Origin of the sequence: Mesorhizobium sp. M7A.F.Ca.AU.002.02.1.1, from assembly GCF_003998535.1 — a bacterium.
Lineage (GTDB): Bacteria > Pseudomonadota > Alphaproteobacteria > Rhizobiales > Rhizobiaceae > Mesorhizobium > Mesorhizobium ciceri.
In genome coordinates this window covers 1-13,546 of the sequence record NZ_RZPB01000081.1, presented here as the reverse complement: position 1 = coordinate 13,546, position 13,546 = coordinate 1, and the positions used below count along the sequence as shown (strand labels likewise).

General features: G+C 60.6%; 8 protein-coding genes and 6 pseudogenes. 7 read left to right on the top strand and 7 right to left on the bottom strand.

Going from position 1 to position 13,546, the window contains the following annotated elements; translation table 11 throughout:
- The 6 genes and pseudogenes from EN879_RS39350 to EN879_RS08040 form a co-directional block, all read left to right on the top strand.
- Positions 1 to 191 (top strand): annotated as a pseudogene (locus EN879_RS39350) (IS66 family insertion sequence element accessory protein TnpB); the annotation flags it as partial.
- Positions 188 to 540, top strand: a pseudogene (gene tnpB, locus EN879_RS08055) (IS66 family insertion sequence element accessory protein TnpB). The pseudogenes EN879_RS39350 and tnpB, both read left to right, overlap by 4 nt.
- Before the next feature lie 69 nt (positions 541 to 609).
- A pseudogene (locus EN879_RS08050) lies at positions 610 to 1,927 on the top strand (IS66 family transposase); the annotation flags it as partial.
- Positions 1,928 to 1,976: 49 nt separating this feature from the next.
- Positions 1,977 to 2,279 (top strand): hypothetical protein, encoded by a 303-nt coding sequence (locus tag EN879_RS38910; protein WP_063169337.1) that lies wholly within the window; start codon positions 1,977 to 1,979, stop codon positions 2,277 to 2,279.
- Positions 2,266 to 4,329, top strand: coding sequence for a recombinase family protein (locus EN879_RS08045; protein WP_063169338.1), 2,064 nt, complete (start codon positions 2,266 to 2,268; stop codon positions 4,327 to 4,329). The genes EN879_RS38910 and EN879_RS08045 overlap by 14 nt, the downstream gene beginning before the upstream one ends.
- 28 nt (positions 4,330 to 4,357) lie before the next feature.
- Positions 4,358 to 4,550, top strand: a pseudogene (locus EN879_RS08040) (transposase domain-containing protein); the annotation flags it as partial.
- 44 nt (positions 4,551 to 4,594) lie between these two features.
- Here the strand turns inward: EN879_RS08040 and EN879_RS39795 are convergent.
- From EN879_RS39795 to EN879_RS08005, 7 genes and pseudogenes are all read right to left on the bottom strand, one after another.
- Positions 4,595 to 4,932 (bottom strand): annotated as a pseudogene (locus EN879_RS39795) (IS110 family transposase); the annotation flags it as partial.
- Positions 4,933 to 5,020: 88 nt separating this feature from the next.
- On the bottom strand, positions 5,021 to 6,790 hold the full coding sequence (locus EN879_RS08030) for a CocE/NonD family hydrolase (protein WP_245493806.1): 1,770 nt from the start codon (positions 6,788 to 6,790) through the stop codon (positions 5,021 to 5,023).
- A 233-nt stretch (positions 6,791 to 7,023) separates the two neighbouring features.
- Positions 7,024 to 8,025 carry an ABC transporter ATP-binding protein gene (locus EN879_RS08025; protein WP_063169341.1) on the bottom strand — a complete coding sequence of 334 codons (1,002 nt, stop codon included), beginning with the start codon at positions 8,023 to 8,025 and terminating at the stop codon, positions 7,024 to 7,026.
- Positions 8,018 to 9,028: an ABC transporter ATP-binding protein gene (locus tag EN879_RS08020; RefSeq protein ID WP_063169342.1), complete on the bottom strand. Its 1,011-nt coding sequence runs from the start codon at positions 9,026 to 9,028 to the stop codon at positions 8,018 to 8,020. The genes EN879_RS08025 and EN879_RS08020 overlap by 8 nt, the downstream gene beginning before the upstream one ends.
- Positions 9,025 to 9,957, bottom strand: a complete 933-nt coding sequence (locus EN879_RS08015) for an ABC transporter permease (protein WP_063169343.1) — start codon at positions 9,955 to 9,957, stop codon at positions 9,025 to 9,027. The genes EN879_RS08020 and EN879_RS08015 overlap by 4 nt, the downstream gene beginning before the upstream one ends.
- Entirely contained in the window at positions 9,954 to 10,943 is a 990-nt protein-coding gene (locus tag EN879_RS08010) for an ABC transporter permease (protein WP_063169344.1), read from the bottom strand. Before EN879_RS08010 ends, EN879_RS08015 begins: the two co-directional genes overlap by 4 nt.
- The gene (locus EN879_RS08005; RefSeq protein ID WP_063170379.1) at positions 10,940 to 12,619 is read right to left on the bottom strand and encodes an ABC transporter substrate-binding protein; all 1,680 of its coding nucleotides are present in this window, start codon (positions 12,617 to 12,619) and stop codon (positions 10,940 to 10,942) included. The genes EN879_RS08010 and EN879_RS08005 overlap by 4 nt, the downstream gene beginning before the upstream one ends.
- Positions 12,620 to 13,334: 715 nt before the next feature.
- On the opposite strand from EN879_RS08005, the pseudogene EN879_RS08000 reads away from it, so the two are divergent.
- Positions 13,335 to 13,546 (top strand): annotated as a pseudogene (locus EN879_RS08000) (IS5/IS1182 family transposase); the annotation flags it as partial.

Genomic DNA, 13,546 nt, shown 5'->3' with positions numbered 1-13,546 from the left:
CCTTTGTGCCGGCGGTTGTGGCGGCGGCGGAACCTGCAGCCAGCCGTTCACCGAAGCAGCGGAAACGGCAAGCCACCCGAGATGCCGGCATGATCGAGCTTGAGATCGACGGCATCGCGATGCGCGTCGGCCGGGGCGCCGATACCAAGACGGTGGCCGCAGTGATCCGCGCGCTGAAGGCGACGTCGTGATCGGGCCGACGGGTGCGGTCAAGGTCATGGTGGCGACGAAGCCCGTCGACTTCCGCAAGGGTGCGGAGGGATTGGCGGCGCTGGTGCGAGAGACAATGGGGGCCGATCCGTTCAGCGGGGCCGTCTACGTCTTCCGGGCGAAGCGGACTGACCGGATCAAGCTGATCTTCTGGGATGGCACCGGGGTTTGCCTGCTAAGCGTTTGGAGGATGGGGAGTTCCGCTGGCCGAAAGTGCATGACGGCATGATGCGGCTGACGGCCGCGCAGCTCTCGGCGCTACTCGAAGGTCTCGACTGGCGGCGAGTCCATGAGGCGCGCCGGACCCGCGTGCCAGCCCAGGCGGGCTGACCCGCGACGAAGTGAATCAGCCTAGATTCCGCTGTCGCGGGCTGTCGGCGAATATGGTCTGATCCGTTCATGGCGATGACGGCTGACCAGCTTCCCGACGATCCGGACGCGCTGAAGGCGATGGTCCTGGCGCACGACGTCGAGAATGCCCGTCTGATTCAGATCATCAAGGAATTGCAGCGTCACCGCTTCGGCCGGCGTGCCGAGACGCTCCCCGAGGATCAATTGCTGCTGGGGCTCGAAGAGGCGGAGCAGATCGAGGCCGCCGGTGAGGAAGAGAAGGAGCAATCTGCTCCCGCCGAGCGGCAAGCAAAGGCCACGAGGCGCCGGGCCAACCGGGGCGCGCTGCCACCCCATCTGCCGCGCGTGGAGATGGTCGTCGACATCGAGGACCATGCCTGCCCATGCTGCCGCAATGGCTTGCATCGGATCGGCGAGGACGTGAGCGAGCGGCTCGACATCGTTCCGGCGCAGCTGCGTGTAATCGTCGTGCGCCGGCCCAAATATGCCTGCCGCGCCTGCGAGGACGTCGTGGTTCAGGCTTCCGGCGCCGGCCCGGCTGATCGAGGGTGGTCTTCCGACCGAGGCAACGGTCGCCCAGGTGCTGGTCTCAAAATATGCCGATCACCTTCCGCTCTATCGTCAGGCGCAAATCTACGCCCGGCAGGGTATCAATCTCGATCGCTCTACGCTCGCCGACTGGGTCGGCCGCGCCGCCTGGCACCTGCGTCCGGTGCATGAGCGGCTGCTTGGCAAGCTGAAGTCCTCGGCAAAACTCTTCGCCGACGAGACGACCGCGCCGGTGCTCGATCCCGGCCGCGGCAAGACTAAGACAGGTCAACTCTGGGCCTATGCCCGCGATGACCGACGATGGGAGGGGAGCGACCCGCCGGGCGTCGCCTATGTCTATGCGCCGGACCGAAAGGCCGAGCGTCCGATCGCTCATCTCGCAGGCTTCACCGGAATCTTGCAGGTCGACGGCTATGGCGGCTATCGCGTGCTGGCCGACAAAAGCGGCGTCACGCTCGCCTTCTGCTGGGCGCATGTCCGTCGGCGCTTTTATGAACTGGCAGCAGCCGGTCCCGCGCCGATCGCCAGTGACGCGCTGAGACGGATCGCCGAACTCTACAAGATCGAGGATGACATCCGTGGCCGATCGGCCAACGAGCGCCGCGCGATGCGTCAGGACAAAAGCCGCGCCATCGTCGCCGATCTCGAACCCTGGCTGCGTGAGAAGCTCGGCCTGATCAGTCAGAAGACCAAGCTCGCAGAGGCAATCCGCTACACGCTCTCACGCTGGGAAGGCCTCTCGCACTTCCTTGACGACGGCCGCATCGAGATCGACAGCAACACCGTCGAACGCTCGATCCGTCCGATCGCAATCTCGGGGTCATTCTGCCCATGTTGGGCAGGAGGTCGAAGTCCCGTGCGCAGCAATGGATCTGGGCTCCCCGCGCGCGTCGCTTGCTGCACTGCTTGAACTGAACAAGCTCTTGATCCAGCGCCGTTTCCGGCGAGGCTCTCCGGATGGTTTCATCATCGGGGAGACTCAAAATGAGAACCTTGCCGCCACCGACACGATCTCTCGTGATCGTTCGCCAGCTCAGCATGCGCTCGACTCGCACAAGCTAGTCGGGCTGAGCGCAGCGCAACGAACGATCGTGATCGCCCGGCTCGCCAATGTGCTGATGGCCGCCGCCGGTATCGTGACGGAGGAGAGCCGCGATGACGAGCCGTAATCTGATTCCGGCCACCATCCTCAAGCGCAAGGCCGTTGTCTATGTACGTCAGTCCACGCAGGCGCAAGTGCAGCTCAATCTTGAGAGCCAGCGTCGGCAATATGAGCTGGTCGACGTCGCGCGGCGCTGGGGATTCCGCAAGGTTGAGGTGATCGACGAGGACTTGGGACGCACCGCAAGTGGAGCTGTGGAACGTCCCGGTTTCGAACGCCTGGTCGACGATCTGTGCACCGGTCATGTGGGCGCTGTGCTTTGCCTGGAGGCGTCCCGCCTGTCTCGCAACGGACCGGACTGGCATCGGCTGCTCGAGTTGTGCGGCGAAGTCGATGCACGGGTGATCGATCTGGACGGAGTCTACGATCCGGGACTGCCGAACGATCGCCTGCTGCTCGGCATGAAGGGGAGCATAAGCGAGTTCGAACTCGGGGTGCTGCGTGCTCGCATGTACGAAGCTGACCGCGCCAAGGCACAGCGCGGCGAACTGCGCATCTCTGTGCCCTTCGGCTACGTCTGGCACCGGGATTACGGTCTCGGGTTCGATCCCGATATACGCCTGCAGGAGACCATTCGCCTGATATTCGCGCGTTTCCGCGAACTCGGCAGTGCCCGCCAGGTCCTGATCTCGATGATCGACGATGGCGTGCATTTCCCCAGACCCTCCGACGGCAAGAAGATGGTGTCCTTCGCCTGGGTTCCGGTCCGCTACCGCAACGTGATCTCCGTCCTGAAGAACCCGTTCTACGCCGGCGCTTATGTCTATGGTAAGAGCGAGAAGCGCACCGAGATCGTGGATGGCCGCGTCCGCAAGAGCTATGGTCATTACAAGCCGGCCAGCGATTGGGCGGTGGTGCTCAAGGAGCATCACGAAGGCTATATCGGATGGAGCGAGTACGAACGGAACCAGGAACTTCTCGCCGCCAACGCCTATGGCAAAGCCGGCGGCGTCAAGTCGGGCCGCGGCGGTCGCGCGTTGCTCCCGGGTCTTCTCTCCTGTGGTCGATGCGGGCGAAGACTGGTTGTCACGTATGCCGGACGTGGCCAAGGTTACCCGGTCTATCGTTGCGAGAACACCATGATGGCGCAGGCGCGATGCATGTCGTTCAACGGCTTTCGCACCGATGCGGCGGTGGCCCGCGAAGCCTTGGAGGCGGTTGCGCCGATGGCGATCGAGGCGGCGTTGGAGGCTGAACAGATGCAGCTGGAGAGCGAAGCCAGGCGGCGGCAGATGATCGAGATGGACCTGCAGCAGGCACGCTATGAGGCATCGCTCGCCGAGCGCCGCTACGCCGCCTGCGACCCGGAGAACCGGCTTATAGCGGCCCAGCTCGAGAGGAACTGGGAAGCTAGGCTCAGGCGCGTGGAGACCTGCGAGGCCCGGCTCAGTGAAGTCCAGCGTATGGAGCCTGTCGACGCGATCCCTGACTTCACCGGCCTCGCCCAGGATCTCGAAGCCGCCTGGAATGCGCCGGGTGTCGATATGCGGTTCCGTCAGCAACTGCTGCGCGCGCTCATCAAGGACATTGTGGCGGACGTCGATGACGACGCGCGCGATGTGATCCTGACCATCCATTGGCATGGGGGCCAGCATTCCCAGGTAAGGGTTCGCAAGTCCAAATCCGGAGAGCATGGCCAGAGTACGCCTGAGGAGGCTCTGGCGGTCATGCGATCCATGGCAACGCGATGGTCGGATGCCGAAATCGCCGCCACACTCAACCGCATGGGCATGAAGACGGGTCAGGGAAAGACCTGGACGGCGCGACGCGTCCAATCCCTGCGCACGGTGCACAAGATCAGCGGCTATCGGTCTTCCGACAAGAACGGCGAGTGGCTTACCATGTCGGACGCGGCCGCGAAGCTTGGCGTGTCGCACGTCAAAATCCGCCGGTTCGTCAGGGACGGCATATTACCAGCCGAGCAGGTCATGCGCGGCGCGCCCTACCAGATCCGCGCCAGCGACCTTGAAGATGAACGGATCAAGGCCGATTTGGCGCGCAAATCTCCGCGTATCATCAACGACGATAATCAGAAATCGCTGTTTCCCGCCATTTGAAGAGGGGGTGCATAATGAATCAGTCTTCGCGCTCAACCGCAAGAACGCGCTCTTCGCAGGCTCTGACGGCGGCGCCGAACACTGGGCAGTCATCGCCTCGCTGATCGAAACCTGCAAGCTCAATGGTGTCGAACCGCTCGGCTTATCTCGCCGATGTCCTCACCAGGATCGTCAACGGCCACCCCAACAGCCAGATCGACGATCTCCTGCCTTGGGTCTACATCAACAAGCTCGAGCTCAAGGCCGTGGCCCGAGAATACCGCTTACTCTTGACATGCACGGGCCGGAACAGGTTAACCCGCATATCTGCGCGATGCCGCGAGCATGGTTGCGGTCGGTCTTGTTGACCTGTGCCTTGAGAACGCCTTGGAATGACGGGGCTCGATACAGGTCACGTAGTCCGGCTGCCGCCAGACCAACCATTGGGATAAGGGGCCGGCTTCAAGCCTGATCCGGGCGAGATTCCATGCGGGGTTCTTCAATGCGTCAGCAAGATCGTCCGGATGACTAGCAACCTTCATCTCTCGGCAAATTCGGCGCCCTTCTCACGATGCAAACGGTGGTCTCTTTCACGGAGACGTCCAGTCCGGCATAATTTTTCATGCTGCGCTTCCTTTCCTGATGCTTGTGGCTGTTCACACAGACCACGTTTTGTCATCATCTCGAAGCGCAGCACTTCAAAACAACCCGTTCAAGGCGGGGGGCAAAGCCGAATACCACAATCTAAACACCTAGCGATGCTGTTCAAATTCGCCTTGCCGGCATGGGACCCCATCGCTGTCATCACAGGAAGCAGTACGTGGGAGGGGAACTGCTCGCAGTGATGAATCGTGTTCCGAGCCACTACCCATTCAGTTTCGTCCCAGTTGTTACCTCCCGTATTCAGGTTGCGGTCGAACCGCGGGAAGGCCGAACTAGTGATTTCCAGGCGAATTTGATGGCCGGCCGGAAACCAATTACTTGTGGCGTCGAGATCAATCTCGATTTTGCATATAACGCTCGGTTCCATGAAAACAGCCCGATCAAAGCCCTCGCGATAGCGGACGCGCAGTATCCCGTCCACCACGTCAATCGCACGGCCATCGGGATGTACGTCCAACAGTCTGGCCACGAAGTCCGTGTCCGGGGCCGAAGAAGAGACGAAGAGGACCGCCCGGACAAATCCGGTAACCTCCATGCCCTCTGTGAGGGGCGGTGAAGTGAAGCAGAGGACGTCTGGACGAAGCTGGACGTCCTGGTAATCGCGGGGTCCTATAGTAGTTCCACTTGACTTCCCGCCGTCCATCCCCAAGAACGGCGCCGGATCCCCAGGGTCGTAGGTAAACGTGTCAGCCGGCTCGTCGGCACTCGGAGGCTCTACATCAAGAGTCCCGTCGCCTAGACGGGTCGCGGCATTCCCGCCGCTGCGGAGGAACCAGTGCTGCAGTTCCACACCAAGAGGGGGCCATTCTGACGCGGCACGCCACTCGTTGCGACCCATCACGTAGTACTGGACGCGGGGCATTCCCTCGATCCGGTCGGGCTTGTCGTTCAGCCAGCAGTCGAACCAGTCCAGGTAGATCTGCCAGCAATCCAGGCGCGCGTCGCCCAGCTCGCGCTCGCCGATAACCGTCGGGGCTTTGAGACTCTCGGTGCCACAATGCGTGGCTGGCGACAGAATGATATGTTGGTGATCGCGTGCCGCCGGGCTCAATCCGCGAGCACTAAAAACGCGCTGCTGGTGAAGCGCGTCGGCAGCCCCCACGTCGTACCACGAGTTCACGAACAGGGCTGGGACGTCGATGGTCGAGTCCTCGCTAAGCATCCCATTCCGATCCCCCCAGGGATCGCCTGGGTCACGCGAGACCCAGTCCTCCCAGTCAGTCGGCGGTCCCCCAAGGCTCTTAAGCATGTTGACGAGCGGCAGCGACGCGAAAGCCCGCTGATACTCCTCATCGCTTTTCGGTTGCACTCGGGACCGGTCCTTCGCTGCGGTTTGGTGGAACCAGGGGACAAACGCGGCAACCTCCACCGCACCGCCGAGACGGAGATCCCCGTTGCGATATCGCCCTCCGGCAGAGCCGTTCGCGCCGCCCGATCCCTGCGCAATTGCGCATCGGTGGGCTGGATGGCACAACTGCGCCAGCAAAACCTGCGCGATACCAAGCGCCGAGCACCCATATGTGCCCACGCGTCCATTCGACCATGGCTGCTGCGAAATCCAGGACAGCGTGTCATAACCGTCGTCCCTTTCATGTTCCCTGAGCGTGAATACGCCGCCGGAATCGAAGACGCCACGACGCTCCTGCACAAGTACAGCGAACCCTTGTCCAGCAAACATTCTTGCCACTTTGTGGCGAGGCTCAACCGGACAGCGATAGGGCGTCTTACCGTATGGAGTTCGGATAAGGATTGACCCGAGTTCCCCAGTGTAACCAATAGGCCGATACAGGTCCGTGGCGAGCTCAACGCCGTCCCGCATTGGAACGCGCAAGCCGGTCTGCAAAACCACTTCGTATCGCGGCGTTGGCGGTTTAATCGGGCCTAGTTCATTACACACTTCAGAGTGCCTCCCAGACATTGAGACTGATTCAAGATGGAGTGGCCAATTTCGACGGGTCTCAGCATTCTATCTGCACGGTGGTGTTCCAGCCCACCTGCCTGTGCAATACCAGATGGAATACGCTCATTGGGGTGGCGCTGATTGCATGCCTTTCACTTAGCGAGCCAGCAGGCTGACAGGTGCTGTGGTCCAACTTCGATCGCCGGCGGCTCCTCAGCTTTGCAACGGTCGAAGGCAAGCGGGCAACGAGGATGGAAACGGCAGCCCTTCGGCACGCGCGCGGCACTTGGAACCTCGCCCTGCAGGGCCGGCAACTCGGCGCGACCTGCGTTGCCGCCAATCTGCGGTGTGGCGTTGCGCAAGGCGACGGTATACGGATGGCGAGGGTTGAATGTGATCTCGTCGGCGCTACCAATCTCGACCAATTTTCCAAGATACAAGACCGCAATCCGGTCGGCGATCAGCCAGGCAAGGGGCAAATCGTGGGTGATGAACAGCAGCGCCATGTTGTGCCTGTCGCGCAAGTCAACCAGGACCTGAAGAATCTGAGCGCGTATCGAGACATCGAGCATCGATACAGGTTCATCAGCAACGATGAGTTCCGGCCGGACGGCAAGCGCTCCTGCAATCACGACGCGCTGGCGCTGCCCGCCGGATAGCTCGTGCGGGAAGCGGGCGAAGAAATCGCCGGGAGGATTGAGCCCAGCGGCCGCAAGCGCTTCACTCACCCGGTCGGCGAGTTGAGTGGCGTTACCGACCAGCCGCAGGGACTGCAACGGCTCCGCCACGATGTCGAACACGGTGTGTCGCGGATTGAGGGCCTGATAAGCGTCCTGGAAGATCATTTGCACGCGACGCCGGTACGGACGTAGAGCCGAGAAGCCCTCTACCGACCTCATGTCGCGGCCTTCGAACAGCATTCTGCCGCCAGTCGGCTTGGCAAGCTTGGTGATGACGCGGCCCACAGTGGTCTTGCCGCTTCCCGATTCGCCGACCAGGGCGACGATCTCGCCCCGCCCGACGTTGAGGTCGATCCCGTCTACCGCGCGCATGGCGCCGACAGATCGGCCCAGGACACGGTCGAACAGACCGCCCTGGATAGGAAAATGAACTTGCAGGCTCTCGAGACGCAGGATGCCGGCAGTGTCAGGCATGAACAGCGACCTTGTCTTCTTGCGTCAAGGACCGGTGAAGGTGACAGGCGACACGTCCCCGCCCGAACTTATTGAGGCTGGGGACTTCGGTCGCGCACCCCCCCATGACCGACGGGCAACGCGGATGGAAAGCGCAGCCCGAGGGTCGATTCACCAAGTTGGGAGGATCACCCGGTATTGGCCGGATCATCTTTTTGCCGCTCGCTGGGTTCGGGATCGATTCGATCAGCTGTCGGGTGTAGGGATGTTTGGGCTGGGCGAAAATCTCGGCGACAGTGCCATCCTCGACGATGCGGCCCGCGTACATGATCATTACGCGATCACAACACTTAGCCACCACAGAAAGGTCGTGGGTGATCAAAATCAGGGCGAGGCTCAACTGCGATCGCAAGTCGCCTAGCAGGTTAAGGATCTGAGCCTGAGTGATGACGTCGAGCGCTGTGGTGGGCTCGTCACCAATGATAATCGAAGGTCGACACGCGAGCGCCATGGCAATCATCACCCTTTGTCGCATTCCGCCCGACAACTCGTGAGGGTAGGCGGAACCACGATCCGCCGGGATGCCGACCAGTTGAAGCAACTCACTTCCCCGCTTGGTCGCCTCGCCCCGCGACATGCCGAGCTTCAGCATGCATGGCTCGGCGATCTGCTTGATAATGCGGTGAACAGGATTAAGTGCGTTCATCGCGCCCTGGAAGACAACGGACGTTTCGCTCCAGCGATGTGGCCGCATCGCCGCATCATCGTCGATCGGCAGTCGGTTGCCACGATAGCGCACTTGGCCGCCGCTGACCCGCGCGTTGGGTGATAGTAGACCAGCGATCGCCATCGCGGTCGTGGTCTTGCCACTGCCCGATTCTCCGACGAGGCCCACGGCCTCTCCGGCTCGGAGCGCGAAGCTTACGCCGTCGATTGCTCGCAATGAAACGCCCTTGAGCCCATAATCGACAGAGAGCCGGTCTATTTCCAGAAGCGGTGTTTTGTCCTGGGAGGAGCTGGTCATGGGATCACCCTCCGCCGTGGATTGAACGTGTCGTCAAGGGCACTGCCAATCAGGACGAAGCTAAGCGAAACCGTGAGTACGCACAGTCCTGGGGCGCCGAGGTACCACCAGGCTCCAGCACTGGCCGCGCCGGCGCGCTGAGCGAGCGAAAGCAAAGTGCCCCATGAAGGCTGCAACGGGTCCCCGAGTCCAAGGAATGAGAGCGATGTCTCGACATAGATTGCGCTGGCGACCACCAGCGCACCATTGGCTGCGATTTGCGGCACGAGATTGGGGAGGATGTGCCGCACCATGATGCCGAAATTACTGCTACCCGCAACGCGCGCACGATCAATGAATGGTCGCTCCTTAAGCGACAGTGTCTGACTCCGGACGATACGTGCAACAAAGGACCAGCTTGTCATGCCTATAACGACAATGATCACGAAAAGAGAAGGACGGAAGCCCAGGATTTCTCCACCGCGCCCCATCACCTCGAGAACCACGGGTGTAATGACCAGCGCCAGCACGAAGGACGGCATGACAAAAAAGAAGTCTGTCAAGCGCATCAGCCAGACGTCGACCCTGCCACCATAGTAGCCAGCGGTCGTACCGATTGTAGTCCCAACGACGAGGCTGATCACAGTCGCGAGTAGCGCAATCGTAAGCGAGATCCGGGCACCATGGAGGACCAGATTGAGCACGTCCCGCCCGATTTCGTCCGTGCCGAGCAGATGCTCGCCTGATGGGGGTGCGAGGAAATCGCCAGTTGCATTGATCGCAGTCTGGAGCGGTCCCGCCAGAATATTGGGGACCGCTCCCACAACAAGAAAGAATACCAGACATACGAGGCCCACCTGAGCACCGCCATAGCTGAGAAATTGACGCAGAAAGCCTTTTATTGCGCGCGCCCGGCCTCGCGGGCAATATCGAACAATATTGTCGCTCATTGTCGGACCCTCGGATCTAGAAGGCTGTAGGCAAGATCGGCTACGAGGTTTGCGAGAACAATTGAAACGCCAAGCAACAGGAATATGCCTTGAAGGACTGGGTAGTCCCGTGCGTTGAGTGCTTCCACCGTCAGCCCGCCGATACCCGGCCAGGCGAAAACGGCTTCGACAGTGATGGCCCCGGCGACCACATAGCCAATATTGAGGGTGATCAAGGTCACGACCGGTAGCATTGCATTGCGAAATGCATGACGCATCAGCATTTGACCGTTGGTCAGCCCTTTCGCCCGTGCGGTTACCATGTAATCCTCGGTGAGTACGTCACTCATTGCGGCACGAGCGACGACGACGTACTGGCCGATTAGCCCAAGCGCCACCGCAGTGGCGGGAAGCGTGAGATGTTGCAGGTAGTCGAGGAACGAACCAAGAGAGCCCGTGATCAGGCCGGGCGAGTATGCACCATAGCCCGGGAGCCAACCCAATGCCGTGCTGAAGATTACCACCAGGATCATGCCGAGCCAGAAAGCCGGCGTAGAATAGAGCGCCAGAGAGGCTCCGGTTGCGATACGGTCGCCGGCTCCTCCCCGGCGCCAGCCTGCGTAGATCCCAAGCATCACCCCAATAACGATTGCCATTATCTGAGCAACCCCGACTAGGACTATGGTGTCCGGCAGGCGTTCCGCTATCAGGTCTGCGACATGCCTGCCCCTGAACTTGAAGCTGTAGCCGAAATCGCCGCGGAGTGTTGCCGACAGGTAGTCGACCGCCTGGTCCGGGAACAGCGGCCGGTCAAGGCCCCAACGTTGGTTCTGCGCCTCAATCTGCTCGGCGGTGACGCTGACGCGCGCCCCGCCAAGCAAAAGAGATGCAGGGTCACCTGGAATAACTCGGAATAGGATGAAGTTCAGGACTGCCACCATCAGGAGGGTTATAGAGGCCCTGACGATGATGCGCAGGATGTGACGGCTCCCTCCCCCTCCGTTCACGGCGCGGGCACCGGCTTCAAGCGATCGAATGGGAAGTAGCTGTCCATCGACATGATGCCTTGCTTTCCCCAACCCTCGAAGCAATCCCTCCGGTGGGCTTCGAGCAGGGTGGGGTAACATAGTACGATGTAAGGCGCTTCAGTATAAATTAGTCGCGCTGCCTGGTCGACCAGCTTTTGGTTTTTCTTGAGGTCAACGGTGACCTGCACCTCCGCGAACAGTTTGTCGAACTCCGCATTCGTCCAGTACGCCTTGTTCTTGATGCCGATGGAATTGCTGCTGCCGAAGATGAGCAGGTCTTTAGGTGTTGGGCCTTGCCAGGTATCGGAAATGAGCAGATCCCACCCTCCGCCGCCTTTCGCCGGAGCTGCGGCGCGGGCGCTCAGCGCACCGGAGTCGAGCCGAGTCACCGATACAGGGATACCGATTTGCTCCAACCAGCCAGCGATAAACTGCACTGCCGCGACCGGCATCTCTATATTTGCTGAAGGTCCAGACACCAGCTCTAGCTGGAAACTCTTCCCGTCCTTGTCCTCCCGAATGCCATCGCCGTTCGTGTCCCGGTACCCTGCGGCGTCAAGCCGGCGGTTGGCTTCGGCGAGATCGAAGTGGCGCCTGATGTCGTTCAGATCTGAATAGTAATCGGCCGCCACCGGCATTGCGAGTCCGACACCAGGGTCGGCGTGTCCGCGCATGGCTCGATCGACGATGGCCTTCTGATCGATCGCGTAGCCGAGCGCATCGCGAAACGCCGGATCCTGCAGAGCCTTGGTGCTACCTGCGCCATCTCCCGAAGCGGTGTTGAAGGCGAGATAGGTTTTCTGAGCTATGCGGGATTCACCGACTACAATGTCGGGATCCTTCGAGAGATCAGCCCACTGGGCGGACGTCAGGTAGTTGCCATAATCGAGTTCCCCGCTCTTAAGACCTTGCGCAATCGGATCGGCGGCATCGAAGGACCGCAGGATCACCCCCGCGATTTGGGGCTTCCCCGTACGGAAATAGGGGTTCGGCGTCAGGCGTGTAAACTGGCCCTGGTGAAACTCCGAAACGATCATAGGTCCCGTACCCACCAAAGGCGGATCGTTGCGGAAGGTTACGCGTGCGTCAGCATAGCTGATGTCCTTCCAAATGTGCTCGGGAACGATCATTATGATATTGTCTATTGGCCAGGTCGCGGGGAACTTGGTCACGATCTGCAAAGTCTCGTCGTCGAACGCTTTGATGGACTCGACGTTCTCAAGACCGCTGGTGCTGTTCCACCCGACGTTTAGCTCGTCGGGCTTGCCTATGGAATCGTGCAAATAACTATAAGTGAACGCCGCGTCCCTAGCGGTAGCAGGCTGGCCGTCCGACCACTTCATGCCGGGCCAGATCTTGAAGGTCCAAGTGAGGTTGTCGTCGGCGACGGACCAAGATTGGGCAAAGCCCTTTCGATCGTCGTATCGCTGGGCGTCTATGCAGACCAAGAAATCATAGCAAATAGCCAAGGGCCAAAAGGAGCCCCAAGTGGCGAAGGGGTTCATCGAATCAGGGCCTCCACCCAGTCCGCCGATTCGCAGGATGCGATCGTCGCACGACGAGGCGAACGCCCTCGAGTTAATCCCCCAAGGGGTCGCCGAAATCGCCAGCATTGCCTTCATAAGCGCACGACGATTATATGAGTATTGGCTCATTTTATCCTCCCTGTTTGCCGGCTTTATCATCACTTCATGTTCACACGACCACGATGATCTACGGCCTCAACCCGGAACATCTGGCTTCCTTTTGACGGAAGCTCCACAGTCCCCTCATTCCAGATAAGTAGCAGTGCCCAGGGGGGTGGTTCCTGCAAATTGGCCGCTGTGCCTGCATGAATCCGGCGTTTTTCTCGATTCTGGGCACAGCTAGCCAGAATTAAAGTCGATTGGCCGGTTCCAGCTCCTGGCGGCGCCCACGGACAATTCGCATATAGCAAACGAGGCAGTCATTCAGGTTCTGTTCGCGACCTCGGGTTGGAGGGTCCCGTCGAGCCGCAAACGCCTTTATCACGGATGTGTGATGTCGGAATGTCGATGCCGAAATTCCAGAGGATATCCTCTTCCGGCACACGACGGTCTAAGAGGCGTTCGACAAGCTGCGCGCCGCGCAACAACACGGAGCTTGAGCCGCCCGTTGAAAAACGATGTAAACGCTGATGGATCTCCAGCCTGATGCGTGGCCGCCAGCTCGTCGACCGTGAACTATCCGCAAGCCATTGATCTGGCCTTTTGATTGAGGCGGATAGCGTCTTTTGAATTGCAGGATTAGCGGTATTTGGACGCTGTTTTCCTGCAATTCGGTTTTGCGATTCCCTTGTGCTGCGGAGCGTGATTCACTCGGTTCGGCGGCGGCGAATCGAGGGGACGGCGAATGTCCAAGCCACGCGAGACGGGAGAGCAGGACCTGTTCCGCTCCAGGCTCGATCAGATCATCAACATGAAGCAGGCGATCGACCGGCCGGTGCTGGAGGAGCGTTTCGGCGCCGTCTATTCGGACGGCCCCGGCATGCCGCCGCTGCCGACCCGGCTGATGGCGGGGCTGGCGATCCTCAAGCACACCTTCAACCTGTCGGATGAGGTGCT